Annotated in this window: 15 protein-coding genes; 10 read left to right on the top strand and 5 right to left on the bottom strand. The window is 74.4% G+C overall.

Annotated features, from left to right (window positions below):
- Positions 1-79: 79 nt before the first annotated feature.
- Together K7I03_RS31825 and K7I03_RS31820 are read right to left on the bottom strand one after the other, a co-directional pair.
- Positions 80-1165, bottom strand: coding sequence for a branched-chain amino acid aminotransferase (locus K7I03_RS31825; RefSeq protein WP_185944743.1), 1086 nt, complete (start codon positions 1163-1165; stop codon positions 80-82).
- Positions 1166-1220: 55 nt separating this feature from the next.
- Positions 1221-2831, bottom strand: coding sequence for a M28 family peptidase (locus K7I03_RS31820; RefSeq protein ID WP_224347318.1), 1611 nt, complete (start codon positions 2829-2831; stop codon positions 1221-1223).
- Positions 2832-3234: 403 nt separating this feature from the next.
- On the opposite strand from K7I03_RS31820, the gene K7I03_RS31815 reads away from it, so the two are divergent.
- Positions 3235-3774, top strand: coding sequence for a DUF4232 domain-containing protein (locus K7I03_RS31815; RefSeq protein ID WP_224347317.1), 540 nt, complete (start codon positions 3235-3237; stop codon positions 3772-3774).
- A 327-nt stretch (positions 3775-4101) separates the two neighbouring features.
- Positions 4102-4986, top strand: a complete 885-nt coding sequence (locus K7I03_RS31810) for an isocitrate lyase/PEP mutase family protein (protein ID WP_185944745.1) — start codon at positions 4102-4104, stop codon at positions 4984-4986.
- Positions 4987-5031: 45 nt separating this feature from the next.
- On the opposite strand, the gene K7I03_RS31805 is transcribed toward K7I03_RS31810, so the two are convergent.
- Together K7I03_RS31805 and K7I03_RS33970 are read right to left on the bottom strand one after the other, a co-directional pair.
- Positions 5032-6258, bottom strand: a complete 1227-nt coding sequence (locus tag K7I03_RS31805) for an aromatic acid exporter family protein (protein WP_185944746.1) — start codon at positions 6256-6258, stop codon at positions 5032-5034.
- A gap of 438 nt (positions 6259-6696) precedes the next feature.
- Entirely contained in the window at positions 6697-8298 is a 1602-nt protein-coding gene (locus K7I03_RS33970) for an nSTAND1 domain-containing NTPase (RefSeq protein ID WP_185944747.1), read from the bottom strand.
- A gap of 313 nt (positions 8299-8611) precedes the next feature.
- Between K7I03_RS33970 and K7I03_RS31795 the strand changes: the two genes are divergently transcribed.
- The 8 genes from K7I03_RS31795 to K7I03_RS34555 all read left to right on the top strand — a co-directional run bounded on the left by K7I03_RS31795 (position 8612) and on the right by K7I03_RS34555 (position 15681).
- The gene (locus K7I03_RS31795; protein ID WP_185944748.1) at positions 8612-9583 is read left to right on the top strand and encodes an HpcH/HpaI aldolase/citrate lyase family protein; all 972 of its coding nucleotides are present in this window, start codon (positions 8612-8614) and stop codon (positions 9581-9583) included.
- Positions 9580-10833 (top strand): 8-amino-7-oxononanoate synthase family protein, encoded by a 1254-nt coding sequence (locus K7I03_RS31790; RefSeq protein WP_185944749.1) that lies wholly within the window; start codon positions 9580-9582, stop codon positions 10831-10833. The genes K7I03_RS31795 and K7I03_RS31790 overlap by 4 nt, the downstream gene beginning before the upstream one ends.
- 19 nt (positions 10834-10852) lie before the next feature.
- A complete protein-coding gene (locus K7I03_RS31785) occupies positions 10853-11401 on the top strand; it encodes a MaoC family dehydratase (RefSeq protein ID WP_185944750.1) in 549 nt (182 codons plus the stop codon).
- Positions 11398-12717 carry a preATP grasp domain-containing protein gene (locus K7I03_RS31780; protein ID WP_185944751.1) on the top strand — a complete coding sequence of 440 codons (1320 nt, stop codon included), beginning with the start codon at positions 11398-11400 and terminating at the stop codon, positions 12715-12717. Before K7I03_RS31785 ends, K7I03_RS31780 begins: the two co-directional genes overlap by 4 nt.
- Before the next feature lie 14 nt (positions 12718-12731).
- A complete protein-coding gene (locus K7I03_RS31775; protein WP_185944752.1) occupies positions 12732-13898 on the top strand; it encodes a glycine amidinotransferase in 1167 nt (388 codons plus the stop codon).
- A 5-nt stretch (positions 13899-13903) separates the two neighbouring features.
- The gene (locus tag K7I03_RS31770) at positions 13904-14845 is read left to right on the top strand and encodes a quinone oxidoreductase family protein (protein ID WP_185944753.1); all 942 of its coding nucleotides are present in this window, start codon (positions 13904-13906) and stop codon (positions 14843-14845) included.
- 88 nt (positions 14846-14933) lie between these two features.
- Positions 14934-15359: a cold shock domain-containing protein gene (locus K7I03_RS31765; RefSeq protein WP_221903387.1), complete on the top strand. Its 426-nt coding sequence runs from the start codon at positions 14934-14936 to the stop codon at positions 15357-15359.
- A gap of 82 nt (positions 15360-15441) precedes the next feature.
- Positions 15442-15681, top strand: coding sequence for a DUF7683 domain-containing protein (locus tag K7I03_RS34555; protein ID WP_423229708.1), 240 nt, complete (start codon positions 15442-15444; stop codon positions 15679-15681).
- 22 nt (positions 15682-15703) lie between these two features.
- On the opposite strand, the gene K7I03_RS31760 is transcribed toward K7I03_RS34555, so the two are convergent.
- Positions 15704-16903 (bottom strand): FAD-dependent monooxygenase, encoded by a 1200-nt coding sequence (locus K7I03_RS31760; protein WP_185944755.1) that lies wholly within the window; start codon positions 16901-16903, stop codon positions 15704-15706.
- Between the last annotated feature and the right edge of the window lie 165 nt (positions 16904-17068).

The raw sequence follows: 17068 nt of genomic DNA, 5'->3' as shown, positions 1-17068 counted from the left end.
CGCCGCCGTGGCGGCTGCCGCCCGCCCGACCCCGGCCGTCGGAGGGCCGTCGGAGCACCCGCCGTCGGAACACCCACCGTCAGAGCACCCGTCGCAGCCACCCGTGCTCGTCCTCCGCGCGGCCGAACTGGATGTCCAGGACGCGCTCGCGGAGGGCCAGGGTCTTCTTGCCGGGGGTGCCGTCGGCGATGGGGAAGGTGTGGGCGTCGCTCTTGAAGCCGGTGACCGGGGTGATGACGGCGGCCGTTCCGGCGGCGAAGACCTCGGTGACGCGGCCGTCGGCGGCGGAGGTGCGGAGTTCGTCGAGGGTGACGGTCCGTTCGACGGGGGTGAGGCCGAGGTCGGGGGCGAGGGTGAGGACGGTGTCGCGGGTGACGCCTTCCAGGATGGTGCCGAGGGACGGGGTGACGAGCTCGTCGTCGGAGGTGATCAGGCAGAGGTTCATGGTGCCGGATTCCTCCAGGGTGCCCCGGCCCGCGCTGTCCAGGTACAGCACCTGGTCGCAGCCGTGGTTCCGGGCCTCCAGCTGGGCGGCCAGGCCGCCGGCGTAGTTGCCGCCGCACTTGGCGGCGCCGGTGCCGCCCGGGGCGGCGCGGGTGTAGCGGCCGCTGATCCAGAGGGTGACGCCGGTGACGCCGGAGGGGAAGTACGGGCCGGCCGGGCTCGCGATCACCGCGTAGCGCGCCTCGGCGGCGGGCCGTACGCCGAGGAACGCCTCGGAGGCGAACATGAAGGGCCGCAGGTAGAGGCTCTCCTCGCCGGTGGGGACGGGGACCCAGGCCGCGTCGGCCCGGACCAGTTCCTCGATGCTCGCGAGGAAGTCCTCCTCGGGCAGTTCGGGCAGGGCCAGCCGCCGGGCGGAGCGGAGGAAGCGGCGGGCGTTGGCCTCCGGGCGGAACAGCCAGACGCTGCCGTCGGAGTGCCGGTACGCCTTCAGCCCCTCGAAGATCTCCTGGGCGTAGTGCAGGACGGCGGCGCTGGGGTGCAGGGTGAACGGGGCGATCGGGCCGATGCCGCGGTCGTGCCAGCCGCCGTCCGCCGTCCAGGTGGCGGTGGCCATGTGGTCCGTGAAGTACCGGCCGAAGCCCGGCGCCGCGAGCCGCGCGGCCCGCTCGGCCTCGGGGACGGGACAGGTGGTCCGGGTCAGGGGGAAGGCGGTGCTCATGGCCGGCTCCTCACGCTGGGCGGTCCCGTCATCGTAAGCGCCCGGGGCGTGCGGCTCACCGGCCGCGGGCGGTGCCGACGTCGGAGACGTCGACGGCGAAGCGGGCGGTCGCCCAGGCCATCGCGTCGCCGAACTGGCCGAGGATGGTCCGGTCGAGGTGGGAGAGCGTGTCGCAGGTCTGGTGGTAGCAGGGGTCGGTGAGTTCGCCCGCGGTGCCGCCGAACAGCCGCTGCCATTCGGGGGTCTTGAGGTGGTTGTAGCCGGCGGAGCCGCCCCCGGCGGGGATGCCGGCGGCCATGAACGGCGCGAAGTCGGACCGGCCGTCGAACTCCAGCGGGACGGTGGGCAGTCCGCGCCGGGCGAAGCGGTCGGTGAAGACCTTCTCGACGGTGTCGGTGCCGGGCGGTACGGCGCCGGTGCCGTGGTAGACCATACGGGCGTAGTTGGGCGAGGCGATGGTCTCGAAGTTGAGGACGAGCGCGGTCTCCCGGCGCTCCCGGTCGCTCAACTGCCCGACGTAGTACCCGGACCCGACCATGCCCTCCTCCTCGGCGCCCCAGAAGGCGAAGCGCACCCGGTTGCGGACCTGGTCACGGTGCGGGGCGAGCCGCAGGGCGGTCTCCAGGACCATGGCCGCGCTGCTGCCGTTGTCGTTGAGGCCGGGGCCCTCGGTGGCGCTGTCCAGGTGCGACCCCAGGACGACCGTGCGGTCGGAGCGTCCGGCTGGGGTGTCGGCGAGGAGGTTGTACGAGTCGGTGGTGACGGCCCGGCCGCGCAGGTCGAGGAAGAGGTCGACGGGTCCGCGGGCGGCGTCGGCGGCGAGCCGCTCGGCCTCGCCGCGCGACAGGTTGGCGGTGGGGACGCGGGCGACGGCGGGCGGGCGGACGGTGGAGCGGATGTTCATGTCCGCCGGCTGCTGGTCGACGTTCACCAGCAGGGCGGCGGCACCGGCCGCGGCGGCCAGTTCGGTCTTGCGGGCCAGGTCGCAGCCGCCGACGCGGGCGAGGACGGCGTGGCCGCGGACGTCCCCGGCGTAGTCGGCGGCGTCGCAGCCGTACGCCTTCTCCGGCAGGACGGCCAGGCGTCCACGCCATCCGCCGTCCGGGGTGGCGGGCGAGAACCGGGCGAGCAGCGGGTGCAGGGTGCGCGGGTCCGGCGCGGTGACCTGGGCGGTCTGGGCCATGGGCACGCTGTCGGGGAAGGAGAAGCGCTGGACGCGGACCTGGTAGCCGGCCTCGGTCAGCCGCCGGGTGACGTACCGCGCCGAGGCGTCGTACCCGGCGGTGCCGGCGGCGCGGACGCCGTCGTGGTCGTCGGCCGCGCGCTGGAACGCCTCCAGGTGGCGCCAGGCCCCGGCGGCGGTGACCTCCGACGCCAGCCGGCCGGCCAGCCGCTCGGCGTCCGCCCGGACCGCGTCCGCCCGCACGGACGGCGCGGGAGTGGCTCCGGGGGCGGGGGCGGCCGTGGCGACCAGGAGCGCGGCGCAGGCCAGCGCGCAGGCCGGCGCCGCCGTCCGGAAGGGCGCCCGGGTCAGGGCCACGCGCCACCGGGCGCGCGCCGGGCGGCCGGCGGCGGGACAGGTGGCGGCCGGTTCGGGGGAGAACGAGGGAGGCGCCCCCTGGAGAGCGCGCCGAGCCGTCCGTCGCATCATCCGTCGCAAGAGCATCTGGAGTCCCCCGAGAACTCGTCCGGCCTGAACCACGTGTGGCGGGGCAGCCTAACGTGCCCGCTGGGGCAGGCAAGAGGCCCGACGGCGGTTTCGGGCCGATGTCCGGCCCGGCCGAACTCCCTCCTTGCGCCCTCCATTTCGCCGATTGACCGCCCCCGAGAGGGCCAAGAGAATCGGAACGCCCTGTCCACCTGGCGCCCGACCGGGCATGACCGGGTCTTTCCGGGAGGGGAAGCAGGGGGGAACGATGAGGAAACCCACGGAGAGAAAAGGGAATTCCGGCCGCCGGGGTGGCGCGTTCCCTACGCTCCGGCGCGTTCGAGGGCGCATGCGACGGGTAGGCGCAGCGAGCATGACAGCACGTGAAACTCAGGGGAAGACTCAAGGAAAGGGACTGCTCGTGACACGCCTCACCGCCACACGCCTCGTGAGCGTCGCCGCCGCCGCGGGGATCGCGCTCGCCGCCGCGTCCGGGACGGCGGGCGCCGCCCAGGACGGGCCGGAGAACGCGTCGGCCACCCCGACGTGCGGCACCTCCGACCTGCGGATCTCGTTCGCCGAGCGGCTGGGCGGCGGGATGAACCACGCGGGCGGCACACTGGAGTTGAAGAACACCACCCAGCGGACGTGCGCGCTGCGCGGGTACCCGGGCCTGGGCCTGGCGGACTCCCAGCGCAAGGATCTGCCGTCGCGCACGGTGTGGGGCAGCACCTGGTACGCGGACGACCCGGGCAACAAGCTCATATACCTGAAGTCCGGTGAGGCCGCCCAGGCCAACGTGGCCTGGACACACTCCGGCACGGCGGCCCGCAAGGGCACGTACCTGCTGGTGACGCCGCCCGCCGCGCGGACGCACCAGGCGATCCCGCTCGACGACCTGGTGGACAACGGCGAGCTGCACGTCACCGCGGTGGCGCACAAGGTGCCGGTCCGCGGCTGACGTCCGGCACGACGGGGGAACCGGCCGTCCCGAGCGGTGCGCGCGCCTTTCGGCGCAAAAGCACCGCACCGCCCGGGACTTTGCCTTTCTCTGATTGCCCCATGACCAAGACTTGACTAACCTCCGGACCGGAAGTGAGGGGCGCCACTCCGCACCGGGCGGACCGGCCCCGAGCGCACACAGCACAAGCACCGGACACAGCACAGAACCCGGGGTACGCCGTTCTCCACGGCGGACACCCGGGTCCTGGTCAGCAACGCGCGGCCGGTCACGAGCTTGGCGGCAGCGGTCGGCCCGCGCATTGCCCAACTCACCCCGGAGGGTACCGTGAACCACCCGAATCGGCTACGCGCCGCGATCGCGGACACCGGCACCACCCCGCTCATCGGCGTCTTCGACATGTTCTCCGCCTCCGTGGCGGCCCGGCACTACGACGGCATGTTCGTCTCCGGCTTCGGCTTCGCCGCGTCCCACTACGGCCTGCCCGACATCGGCTTCATCGCCTGGCCCGACCTCGTCGGCTTCGTCCAGCGGCTGCGCCAGGCGTTCCCCGCGCAGCACCTGCTCGTCGACATCGACGACGGCTACGTCGACCCCGAGACGGCCTGCCACGTGGTGCGCTCGCTGGAGCAGGTCGGCGCGTCCGGCGTGATCCTGGAGGACCAGAAGCGGCCGCGGCGCTGCGGGCACGTGGACGGCAAGCTGATCCTGCCGCTGGAGGAGTACCTGGAGAAGCTCGACATGGTGCTCCAGGCGCGCCGCGACATGGTCGTCGTGGCCCGCACCGACGCCACGGACGAGCCCGAGATCCTGCGCCGGGCCAAGGCGTTGGCGGCGACGGACTGCGATGTGATCCTGGTCGACGGAGTGCGCAGTGTCGACCGGATCCGCCAGGTGCGGGACGTCATCGGCGACAAGCCGCTGCTGTTCAACCAGATCGCGGGCGGCAAGTCGCCCCGGCTGTCGCTGCCCGAGCTGTCGGAGCTGGGCGTGGACGTCGCCATCTACAGCACCCCGTGCCTGTTCGCGGCGCAGACCGCGATGGACGAGGCGCTGAGCGGGCTGAAGCGGGACGACGGGCGGCTGCCCGCGTTCACGCCGGCGTCCGTGGGGGTGGCGGACTGCCTGGCGCTGCTGGAGAGGAACATCTCCCGCCACCACGACCGGGAGTACGACCGGCGTCAGGACCGGGAGCCGGTGGCCGCGGGCTGACGGGGGGGTCGGGGGCGCCGCCGGAAGGGCGGCGCCCCGGGACCGTCAGGCGCGAGTGCTCCGGCTGCCGAACCGGCTGCGGACCACCCGCCGCCTGAGGCGGTGGAGGAGCGGCCAGCGCTCCCGGGACGCCCGGGAGTGCCGGTCCAGCTCCTCCGTCAGCCGCTCGGTGCGCTTCTCGACGTCGAGTTCGTCGAGGATGCGGTCGATCTCGGCGAGCAGCGAGCCGTGCAGCTGCCACTGTCCGGGGTGTTCGCGGACCTTGTCCAGCAGCAGGTGGGCGGCCCGGTCGCGGCTCTCCCGGCCGATGGCCAGGTCCTCGACCAGCCGGGACTCGGCCTCCTCGGCGTTGGCGCTCACCTGGCTGGTGATCAGCACGGCGAAGCTCTCGAGGGCGCGGGCGAGGTGGTGCATGACGTCGGTGAGCGCGGCGGCGACCTCTTCGGGGAAGAGGGGTTCGTCGGTGCGCTCGCGCGCCAGGTCGGTCAGGGAGCGGCACATCACCCGGACCACGACGGCGGAGATCTCCAGCGCGTCCAGCCCGGTGCGCAGCACGATCCGGGAGAGCAGGCCCTCCTTGACCCGGGGGTTGAGCCGGAGGCTGTCCTCGGCCTGCCGGAGGGAGACGTCGACCTCGGCGACGTCGTGGTCCAGCCGGCGCGCCTCGTGCAGCCGGGCGGCGGCCTCCGTGACGGGGGTGGGCCGGCCGACCTCGGAGCCGAGGTGGCGGAGGAGTCCGCTTATCCGGCGCGCCAGGTCCTGGATGGCGTCGCCGGCCGGCTCCACCCAGACGGGCGGTACGAGCAGCACGTTGAAGAGGAGCCCGACGACGGCTCCGATCAGGGTCTCCAGGACCCGGTCCCAGGCGGTCTCCGTCACCCGGGTGACGCCGAGGACGAGCATGGCACTGATCGCCACCTCGGGGACGAACTCCCCCACGTGGACGAAGCGCCCGATGACCAGTGACGCCAGGATGATCAGTCCCAGGCTCCACCAGGTGAGGCCGACCAGGACGCTGAAGCCGATGGCGATCAGGACGCCCGCGACGACGGAGTTCACCCGGCGGATGCCGGTGGTCAGGGTGGAGTACAGGGTCACCTGGACGACGAGCAGGGCGGTCAGCGGCGCGGTGAGCGGCGCCGGTTCCTTGCTGAGCGTCAGCGCCACCGCGTACGCGATGACGGCGGCGGCCGTGGACCGCACCGTCTGCGCGACCGCGGGCTCTCTGCCGCGTCGGACCAGGGTCGTCAGGGGTTCGGGAAGATCACGCACCGTAGACGCTTTCCCGATCACTCGCGCGGCAGACCCCGAGGTGAGGCACGCCACCCGGGTGGTCGCGGGGCCTGCCGCGGCCGCGCGGTGACGGCTCACCGGCGGAAGCGGGGGCCGGCCCTGGGCCGGCCGGGCGACGAACAGGGCCACCACCAGGCAGGCCGGGCGACGGCACGCCGACCGACGGGCAAGCCGGGCGCGCCCGCGCCGGACGGGACGGACCGTCCGGCGGCCCCCGAGACCGGCCACCGGGACCGGCCACCGTCGACGGTCGGCCGACGGGCCGACACCCGCCACCGCCGACGCGCGGGCCCGTTCGGCGGACGGCGTCCGGGCCCGCGGTCCGTGGACGGACGACGGCGGACGACGGCCGTAGGCGGCGGGGCAGTCGGCAACCGCGACCGTAGGCGCCGCCGCCCGCCCCGCCGTGACCTCCCCTCAGCGCACCGCGAGCGGAACCGTCGCCGCCGCCAGGGCCGAGACCGAGATCAGGAGGCCGGCCAGGAAGGCGATCAGGCGGCGCTGGGCGCGCAGCCGGGCGTCGCGGACCGCGTCCTGGACGCGGCGGGCGCGTTCGGCCGTCGCGCAGGCGGTGAGGAACTCCCGCTCCGGGTCGCCGGGCGGGTACGCCGCGTCCGGGCGGCCGGGTGCGGGGGGCGCGGACTCCGCCTCGGCCTCGGCGAGCCGGCGGCCGCGCCAGAGCGCCGCCGGGTCGCGGCCGGACTCCTCCCAGGCGCGGGCCGCCCGGGTGAGCCGCCGGCGGCGGCGCAGCGCGTCCGGGTCCTCGGCCGTCCAGGCGGCGAGCCGGGGCCAGCCGTGGGCGACGGCGTCGTGGGCGAGGACGGCCCGGTCGTGGTCGAGGATGAGCACCCGGGCGGCGGCGAGGCGTTCGAGGACGGCGGCCGTGCCGGGGTCGTCGCCGAGTTCGCGGCGGTCGAGGGCGTGCGGCGCCCCGTCGTCGCCGGTCTCGGTCAGGCGGAGCAGGATGTCGCGGGCGCGCTGCCGCGGGCCGTCGGCGAGTTCGTCCCAGACCGCCTCGGCGCCCCGGGTGACGGCGCCCTCGAACCCGCCGGCGGCGTGGAAGCCGGCGAGGGTGAGCCGGTTGCCGTCGCGGTGCCGCCAGGTGGCGAGGAGGGCGGCGGAGAGCAGGGGGAGGCCGCCGGGCTGCCGGTGGGCGCCCGCGACGAGGACGGCGAGCAGCCGGTCCTCGACCGTGCAGTCGGCCGCGGCGGCCGGTTCGGTGACGACGCGGGTGAGGTCCTCGGGGGCCGGCGGCGGCACGGTCAGCGGCGGGCGGACGAGCAGGGGGTGGCGGGCGTACCGGTCGTGGAGGTCGGTGCGCAGGCCCAGCACCAGCCGGCAGGGTGCGGCGCGCAGCACGTCCAGGAGGCCGGGCAGGTCCGGCGGGCCGGCGGAACGGCCGCGTCCGGCCGGGGCCGGACCCTGTGCCTGGAGCCGTTCCACCTGGTCGACGACGAGGACGGAGTCGGGGTCCGGGAGCCGCGCGAGGCAGCGGGCGAGTTCGGCGACGGGGTCGGGCCCCGGGACGAACGTGCCGACGGCGGGCGGGTCCCCGGCGGTGAGGAGCCGGTGGACGACGCCGGCCTGGAGGAGCGAGGTGGTCCCGGCCCCGGAGGCGCCGGTGACGACGACGAGCCGGTCCCGGCGTAACCGCTCGACCGCCTCCTCCACCAGGCGTTCCCGCCCGAAGAAGCGGTCGCCGTCGGCCGCCGTGTACGCGGCGGGGCCGGCGTAGGGCGGCGGCCGGCGGCGGGCGAGGGCGGAGGCCACGGCGTGCCAGCGGTCCGCCCACTCCCCCACGTCGCCGCCGCAGGCGCGGACGTAGGCGCTGGTGACGGCGAGGGTCGGGAACCTGCGGCCGCCCGCGGCGACCGAGAGGCTGGCCGCCGAGGAGTGGGCGCGGAGGGCGAGTTGACGGTAGGTGGGGCTGCCCGCCCGTTCGCGCAGGGCGCGCAGGTCCGCGGCGAAGCGCAGCAGGGGGCTGTCGCCCGGGTCCAGGGGCCGTTCACGGCGTGCCACTGCCCTGCCTTTCCAGCCGTGCCGCACGGCGCCGGGCTAGGGGTGGGGCGGCGGCGCGAGCGAGCCGAACATAGCGGTGGTCCCTACGGTAACGGCCAGGCAATGGCCAACAACACTATGATTTCCGTCAATTCGACAATGACAGTTCGGTCATGAATGACCAATCCCGATTGTTCGGCGTTGTTCGGAGTTGCTTGTTCGCGGCACGCGAAGCGGTCTCGAACAGCCCGGGTGCGGTAGGCATGGAACCGCGGGGGCGGATCACGACGCCACCGCGCCCTGCTCTCTTCCGCCGGCCCTCGTCGGAGATCCCATGAAGTACTCGCGGTACTGCCGGTCCCTGCTGTCCACCCCCGCCACCGCCGTCCATCGCTACACCGCCGGCCACCGCTCGGGGGCCGACATCTCCATGGTCGATCTGGAGGACTCCGTTCCGCCGGCGCGGAAGGAGGAGGCGCGCAGACGGGCCGAAGGCTTCTTCACCCTGCCCACCGCCGCCGCCACCCGCTGCGCGGTGCGCATCAACACCATCAGCGGGCCGGACGGCCTGCGCGACCTGCTGGCCCTGCGCCAGTACGCGGTCAAACCGCCGCTCGTCCTGATACCCATGGTGGAGTCGCGCCGCGACGTCGAGATCGTGGAGCACGTGCTGGGCCCGGAGTGCCCGGACACCGAGTTCATCGCCGTCGTCGAGACGCCGCGCGGCCTCCAGCACGCGCCCGCCATCGCCGCGTCCTCCCGCAGGCTGCGGGCCCTGGTCTTCGGTTCGGCCGACTACGCGTTCGCCACCGGCGCCCGGCTCACCTGGGACGCCCTGGCCTACGCGCGCGGCGTGCTGGTCAACAGCGCGCGGGCGGCCGGGGTCGAGGTGATGGACGCGCCCTTCTTCGAGGTGCGCGACGACGGCGCGCTGCGCTGCGAGGCGGCCCTCGCCAAGGACATGGGCTTCAGCGGCAAGATCGCCGTGCACCCCCGCCAAGTGCCGTTGATCAACGAGGCGTTCTCGCCGGACGACGACACGCTCGGCCGCGCCCGCCGGATCGTCGCCGCCGGGCGGGAGAACGGCCGGGACATCACCGTGGTCGACGGCGTGATGGTCGGCATCCCGTTCTTCGAGGCGTCGCAGCGGCTGGTCGAGGAGTTCGGCGACGGACTCCCGGGGCCGTCAGGACCCTCCGCGCCACCCCCAAGACCCGCGGCCCCGCTGCACCAGACCCCGGCCGCGCCCCACCCGTACCCCGACGCCCCGCGCGCCACCACCGCCACGCAGGAGAGGGAACAGTGAACGACACCCCGTCAAACCCCCCGAACCTCACGGACATCACCGGACCGCACCGCTACCGCAACAGCGCCACTATGATCCGTACGGCCGACCCGGCGTGGCTGGGTGCCGCGCAGGCCGGGCTGATCGGCGTCGTGGCCGACTCCCCCGACGCGAACAACCGGCTCGTCACCCCGGACGGGCACGAGTTCGTCAACATGTGCTCCTGCTCGTACCTGGGCCTCAACCATCACCCCGCCGTGGTGGAGGGCGCGATCGAGGCGCTCCGGGAGACCGGCGCCACCTCCCTGGTGATGCCGACCACCCGGGTCCGGCACCGGCTGCTGGCCCGGCTGGAGGAGGAGCTCGGCGACCTCTTCGGCTGCCACGCCCTGCCCGGCGCCTCGTGCAGCGCGCTCACCGCCGGCATCCTGCCGCTGATCGCCTCGGGCCATCTGTCCGACGGACAGCCGCGCGTGATGGTCTTCGACCGGTTCTGCCACTTCTGCATGTCGTACATGAAGCCCGTCTGCGGTGACGAGAGCCTCGTCCTCACCTGTGACCACAACGACCTCGACCGGCTGGAGGAGATCTGCCGGACGTATCCGCGGGTCGCCTACGTCGCCGACGGCGCCTACTCCATGGGCGGCGCGGCGGCCCTGGACGGGCTGCGGCGGCTCCAGGAGCGGTACGGCCTCTTCCTCTATCTGGACGACTCGCACTCGCTCTCCATCCTCGGCGAGCACGGCGAGGGTTTCGCCCGCTCGCAGCTGGAGATGAACGAGCTGACCGTCATCACCGCCAGTCTGGGCAAGGCGTTCGGCACCGCCGGCGGCATCGCGATGCTGGGCAGCCGGGAGAAGTTCGAGTTCCTGCACCGGCATGCCGGCCCGGTCGGCTGGTCGCAGAACATCTCCTTCCCGGTCGTCGGGGCCTCCCTCGCCTCGGCCGCCATCCACCGCTCCCCCGAACTCGCGGAACTCCAGCGCAGACTCCAGGAGAACATCGCCTACTTCGACGCCGCCTTCCCCACCGCCTTCGCCGGAAACGGCCTTCCCGTGCGCCGCATCACCGTCGGCGACCCGGAGGCGGCCGTCAAGCTCTCCGCCGACATGTTCCAGCGCGGCTTCTACTGCTCGGCGGTCTTCTTCCCCATCGTCCCCAAGGGCGAGGCGGGCCTGCGCATCATGATCCGCGCCGATCTGTCCCGGGAGAAGCTCGACGAATTCATCGGCCACATCAAGGACCTCTCCCCCACCTCCCCCACGCACTGAGAACGGACGGTACGGATCCATGGCGGACGACGCCCCGCCCAGCGGCTACGAGCGGCTGGGACCGCAGCACTACCGGGAAGTGGTGGGCTTCCTGTACGAGGAGTTCACCGTCGGCGACGTGATCGAGCACCGGCCCGGCCGGACCATCACCGAGATGGACAACGTCCTCATGAGCACGCTGTCGATGAACGACGCCCCCCTGCACATCGACGCCGCGTTCTGCGCGGACACCCCCTGGGGCCGGCCGCTGGTCTCCAGCCTGGTCACCCTGAGCATCGTCGGCGGCATGACGGCCCGCAGCACCAGCGGCAAGGCCCTGGCCAACCTGGGCTGGGACCGCATCCGGCTGCCCAACCCGGTGTTCACCGGCGACACCCTCTACGCCAGCACCGAGATCCTCGGCAAACGGCTCTCCCGCAGCCGCCCCGGCGAGGGCATCGTCTCCTGCCGGACCACCGGCACCAAGTCCACCGGCGAGGTCGTGCTCGTCTTCGAGCGCAGCTTCCTGGTGCCCTGCCGCGACCCCGAGCCCGGCGGTCCGGACGCCGCGGGGCGGGGGAACGGATGACGGCGCTCCTGATCGGCAACAACCGGGCCGCCGAGATGGCCGGCGGCCCGGACGGCAGCACCCCGGACGAGCGGCGGCGGGCGGCCCGGGGCGCCCAGCGGCTGCTGTGGTGGGCCCGGGACGGCGACGTCCTGCTGCTCCCGGAGGCGCCCGACGACGCCTTCGCCGACCACGTCACCGGCCTCACCGGCACCCGCCGCGCCACGCTCACCGTCGTCACCGCCGCCCTCCCGCCCACCGGCACCCTGCCGGACGCGACGGTCGCGGCCGTCCGCGCCGCCCTGGCCGGCCGGACCGTCGACCGGGTGCTGCCGGTATACGCCGACACCGGCGTCACGGACCTCGTCCGGCGGCTGGGCGCCGAACGGGCGCTGCCCGGCTGGGCGTTCCATGCCCAGGGCGGCAGCGCCCTGGTCAACAGCAAGGCCGCCTTCCGCGCGGTGGCGGCGGGCACCGGGACGCCCGTCGCCGCCGGTGCGGTGGCCGGCACCCCGGACGCGGCGGGTGCCGCGGCCGCGGAGCTGCTCGCCGCCGGGCACTCCGCCGTCCTCAAGGTGGCGTTCCACTCGGGCGGCCTCGGCAACGAGGTCCTCACCACCGATCCGGCCGTCCGTCCCCTGGGGGCGCACCGCGCCGTCGTCCTCCCCGGGCCGGACGCCGCCCGGGAGCACACGGCCCGGCACTGGTCCGGGCTGTCGTCCGGCGGGCGGCACCCCGTGGTCGTCGAGCGGTACCACCCCGAGTCCGTTCCCGTGTACGCCGAGTTCGAGATCGGTGACGCCGGGGTCGTGCTGTCGGGCCACGGCGAGATGCTGATGGACCCGATGCTGGACGGCGAGACCGTGCCCGCCGCCCTGCCGCCGGACCTGCTGGACCGGCTGGTCGGGGACGGGCGGCGGCTGTGCGAGGCGTACCACGCCCTCGGCTACCGGGGGACGCTCAGCGCCGACGCGATCGTCACCCCCGCGGGGGAGCTGCTGTTCACCGAGGCCAACGGCCGGCTCACCGGCTCGTCGCACCTGCACTCCGTGCTCGCGGCACGGCTGGTGGGCGAACCCCTGCGGTCCCGGCGGGTGTTCCTGGAGAAGGGCGCCTGGCGGGTCCCCTCCTTCGGCGCGGCCCTCGACGCGCTGGAGCGGGCCGGGCTCGCCTTCGATCCCGCGACGCGCACGGGCGTCGTCCTCGTCGGCGACCGCGTCCCGGTGGACGGCACGGTGGTCCCCTGTGTGATCGCCCCCGACCGGCCCGCCGCCCACGCCGTGCGGCGCTCCCTCCCCGCGCTCGCCGCCGAGCCCGCCTCCGCCCCCGCCTCCTGACGAAAGGCCGCCGCATGTCCCTGAACAGCTACGACAGCTGGTCCCCCTTGCGTGAAGTGGTCGTCGGCTCGGCCGAGAACTACTCCTCCCACGAGCGGGAGCTGTCCTTCGACCTGTTCTTCCACGACGAGATGCCGTACAGCCGCATGTACTACCCGCGCCACCGGGCGCCGGGCGAGGACGCGTCCGGCGAGGACGGCACCGACACCGGGGCCCGGCAGAGCCCCATCAAGCAGCGCTACGTCGAGGAGCTCCAGGAGGACGTCGAGGGGATGGTCGACACCCTCACCTCCCTCGGCGTCACCGTGCACCGGCCCGCGCCGCTCGCCGAGCACATCGAGGTCCGCACGCCCACCTTCCGGGCCGCCGTCATCCCGGCCCTCAACGTCCGCGACAACAGCATCGTCCTCGGCGACGAGGTCATCGAGACGGCCCCGCAGGTGCGCGCCCGCTACTTCGAGACGCAGCTCCTCAAGCCGGTGTTCGCCGACTACTTCCGGCGCGGCGCACGCTGGACGGTCATGCCCCGGCCGCTGATGACCGACGCCTCCTTCGACCTGTCCTACGTCACGGCACACACCGCCCCCGGCGAGCTGATGGAGCCGATCACCGATCCCCGGCCGTCGCCGTACGACGTCGGGCACGAGATGATGATCGACGGCGCGCAGTGCCTGCGGCTGGGCCGGGACGTCTTCGTCAACGTCTCCACCGCCAACCACGCCCTCGGCTGCGACTGGCTGGAGCGCCACCTGGAGGGGCGTTTCCGGGTGCACCGGCTGGACTCGCTGTCCGACAGCCACATCGACAGCACCGTGCTGGCGCTCCGCCCCGGGCTGCTGCTGGTGCGCACCCCGCAGATCGCCGAGCGGCTGCCCAAGCGGCTCCGCTCCTGGGACATGATCTTCCCGCCGGAGCCGGAGGACAACCAGTTCCCCGTCTACGACGATGACGATCTCCTCCTGACCAGCCGCTACATCGACCTCAACGTGCTGTCCGTCGCCCCCGACACCGTCCTCGTCAACTCCGCCTGCCCGGAGCTGATCCGCACGCTGGAGAAGCACCGCTTCACCGTGGTGCCGGTGCGCCACCGCCACCGCCGCCTCTTCGGCGGCGGCCTGCACTGCTTCACCCTCGACACGGTCCGGGAGGGCTCCGCGCCCGAGGACTACCTGGAGGGCTGAGCGGCATGCGGGCTGTGGTGATACGCCGGTTCGGCGGCCCCGAGGTGCTGGAGACGGCGGAGCTCCCGGAGCCGGTCGCCGGTCCGGGCGAGTCCGTCGTCGACGTGGTGCTGGCGGGCGTCAACTACGGGGACCTGGAGGTACGGGCGGGCGTCTACCAGCCGCCGCGGCTGCCGGCGGTCCTCGGCGCGGAGGTCGTCGGGGTCCGGCGGCGGGACGGCCGGCGGGTGGCCGCGCTGCTGCGCGACGGGGGCGGCTACGCGGAGGTGGCCGTCGCCCGGGACGCGTACACCGTGGAACTCCCCGACGGCATCGACGACCGCGCGGGCGCCGCCCTGGTCGAGCAGGGCTGCACGGCGTACGCCGCCCTGGTCACGGCCGGCCGGCTGCGGGCGGGGGAACGGGTGGCGGTCGCCTCCGCCGCCGGCGGGGTCGGCCACCTGGCGGTGCAACTGGCCCGCGCCCTCGGGGCGTCCGTGGTCGCGGGAACGGCCTCGTCGCCGGCCAAGCGGGAGTTCGTCCGCCGGCTCGGCGCGGACCACGCGGCCGGGGATCCCGAGGAGCTGCCGGCGCTGCTCCCGGACGGCGTCGACCTCTACCTGGACTCGCTGGGCGGCCCGCGCGTCGAGGCCGCGCTCGCCGCCCTGGCCCCCTTCGGCCGGCTCGTCTCCATCGGCCACCGCGAGGAACCGGCCGTCGTCGCCGTCGACGCGCTCACCCGGCGCTCGCTCGGTGTGGTGACGCTGTGGATGCGGCAAGTCCTGGAAGCGGACGGCCTGTTCGCGGAGGTGGCCGGCCGGGTCCTCGCGCTCGCGGGCGAGGGCCGGCTCGTCCCGCACATCGACCGGATCGTCCCACTGGACGGCGTCGCCGGCGCGCACGAGGCCGTCGCCGCCCGGGAGACGTCCGGAAAGCTGCTGGTGGACGTCCGGGCGGCGGGGTGTTGACCCGGGGATTGTGCCGGGCGGCGGCGGCTGGATAAGGTCCCGACGGGCCCGCGACAGGGCCGTTGCTGGCACGCGGTGGTAGGTGGGAATGTCTGTGGTCACGGGTAAGATAATTCGCTTCGACGAATTCCGGGGGTATGGGTTCGTCGCCCCGGACACCGGCGGCGAGGATGTGTTCGTCCACGTCAACGACGTCCAGGCGGACAAGCGCCTGATCGTCCCCGGCGCTTTCGTCGAGTTCTCCGTGGAGGAGGGCGAGCGGGGCCTCAAGGCGTCCCACGTCCGCCTGCTGGACCGGGCGTCCGCCCGGCCGGCGGAGGTCCCGGCGGAGGGTTACGTGCCCGGCCCGTCGGGCGACGACGGCGACTGCGACGTGCTGTCCGCCAAGGAGTTCACGGACGAGGTCACCGAACTCCTCCTCGGCGCGGCGCCCACCATGACGGCGGAGCAGATCCTCCTGGTCCGCCAGCGCCTCGTCCGCCTGGCCGTCAACCACGGCTGGGTCGAGGCTTAGCCGTCATCTCCTTGGTGAGACATCAGGCGGTGCGCCGCGCTCCCGGGCGCGGCGCACCGGACGATCGGAAAGGTCGAGCACCATCGGTTCCACGCATTACACCGTCACCGCCTACCCGAAGGACTCCGACTTCCCCGCGGGCGAGACGGAGCTGACGGACGCGGACCCGGCTTTCCTGGCCGGGCTGTTCGGGATCCCGGTCGAGCGGTTCGTGGACGTCTACCCCATGGACGCCGGGCACATGGCGGTGCTGGAGCGGACGGCCGGTCTCGCCTTCGACCCGGCCGTCTACGACTACTTCCTCGAGGTCACGGCCGGCTGACAGCGGACGGGCGGCCGCCCGCTCACCCCCGCGCCGGCGTCCCGAGCGCCCCCACCGGATCGTGCCCGTGGATCCAGGCCAGCCGGTCCGGAAGCGTGCCGAGGCCCGCGTCGCGGGCCGCGGCCTGGGGGCCGTCGGGGAGGTGGAGGCAGGTGGCGTTCTGCCGGGAGCCGGCCTGGATGGCGCGGGTTCTGGGGCGGCGCGTCAGCTCGTAGCGGCGCAGGGCGGCGGGGACGTCGGCCGGCGCCGCGTCGGCGAGCAGGGCGGCGAGGACGGCCGCGTCCTCCAGCGCCTGGTTCGCCCCCTGCCCGTGGTGCGGCAGCATGGGGTGCGCGGCGTCGCCGAGCAGGGTCACCCGGCCGCGCGTCCAGACGCGCCGGGGCTCGCGGTCGTACAGCGCCCAGCGGCCCGGGCGGTCGACGGCGGCCAGCAGGCCGGTGAGGGCCGGGTGCCAGCCGTCGAACGCGGCCAGCAGGTCGGCCGTCCGGCCTTCCGTGACCCAGGACTCGACGGTCCACGCGGGGTCCGGGACGACGGCCAGGAGATTGAGCAGACGGCCGCCCGCGACCGGGTAGACCACCACGTGCCGGCCGGGGCCGACCCACAGCCACAGGACGGGCTCGGCGAGTTCGGGCAGGTCGGGCAGCCGGTCGAGGGGGACGAGGGCGCGGTAGCCGCTGGTGCCGGAGAAGACCGCCTCGTCGGGGCCGAAGACGGCGCCGCGGACGGCGGAGTGGATGCCGTCCGCGCCGACCACCGCGTCCGCCTCGGCCGCCGAGCCGTCGGCGAAGCGGACGACGGCGCCGTCGGGGGTCCGCTCCACGCCGGTGCAGCGGGCGCCGAAGCGCACCGGTATCCCGTCGGCGGCGGCGAGCAGCGCGTCCTGCAGGGCGGAGCGTTCGAGGTGCCAGAAGGGGGCGCCGAACCGCCGCTCGTAACCGTCGCCGACCCCGAGCCCGGCTACCGTCCGGCCCGTGCGCCAGTGCCGGAAGTCGACGCGCAGCGGGGCGACGGACGTCGCCGCGAGCCGCCGGTCGACGCCCAGGGAGCGCAGCACGCGGTGGCCGTTGGCGCCGATGGCGACGCCCGCGCCGGTGACCGTCGGCTCCGGCGCCTGTTCGTGGACGACGGCGTCGAGTCCGCTCCGCCGCAGCGCGACGGCGGTGGCCAGTCCGCCGATGCCCCCGCCGACGACCGCGATGGTGGGCCGTCTTCCGGCCATGGTCCGCTCCCTCCCGCCCGGCGGTCCGGTCCGCGGTCCGCCCGGACGCCGAGCCTACCCACGGGTCGACGGGCCGCGCACGGGTTCGGTTCCGGACGGTCAGCCGGCCCTGAGCGGGAGGTGGCGGGTTTCCGACAGGAGTTGGCACATTATCGGAAGCGGGAC

Source organism: Streptomyces mobaraensis, from assembly GCF_020099395.1.
In the GTDB taxonomy this organism is placed as follows: Bacteria; Actinomycetota; Actinomycetes; order Streptomycetales; family Streptomycetaceae; genus Streptomyces.
This window is presented reverse-complemented; position numbering and strand designations above follow the sequence as displayed.

Excerpts from the sequence above, each read along its gene's own strand:
- K7I03_RS31760 (WP_185944755.1), bottom strand. The coding sequence starts at position 16,903 with ATGGCCGGAAGACGGCCCACCATCGCGGTCGTCGGCGGGGGCATCGGC.
- K7I03_RS31825 (WP_185944743.1), bottom strand. The coding sequence starts at position 1,165 with ATGAGCACCGCCTTCCCCCTGACCCGGACCACCTGTCCCGTCCCCGAG.
- K7I03_RS31785 (WP_185944750.1), top strand. The coding sequence starts at position 10,853 with ATGGCGGACGACGCCCCGCCCAGCGGCTACGAGCGGCTGGGACCGCAG.
- K7I03_RS31775 (WP_185944752.1), top strand. The coding sequence starts at position 12,732 with ATGTCCCTGAACAGCTACGACAGCTGGTCCCCCTTGCGTGAAGTGGTC.
- K7I03_RS31820 (WP_224347318.1), bottom strand. The coding sequence starts at position 2,831 with ATGCTCTTGCGACGGATGATGCGACGGACGGCTCGGCGCGCTCTCCAG.
- K7I03_RS31770 (WP_185944753.1), top strand. The coding sequence starts at position 13,904 with ATGCGGGCTGTGGTGATACGCCGGTTCGGCGGCCCCGAGGTGCTGGAG.
- K7I03_RS31780 (WP_185944751.1), top strand. The coding sequence starts at position 11,398 with ATGACGGCGCTCCTGATCGGCAACAACCGGGCCGCCGAGATGGCCGGC.
- K7I03_RS31795 (WP_185944748.1), top strand. The coding sequence starts at position 8,612 with ATGAAGTACTCGCGGTACTGCCGGTCCCTGCTGTCCACCCCCGCCACC.
- K7I03_RS31765 (WP_221903387.1), top strand. The coding sequence starts at position 14,934 with ATGTCTGTGGTCACGGGTAAGATAATTCGCTTCGACGAATTCCGGGGG.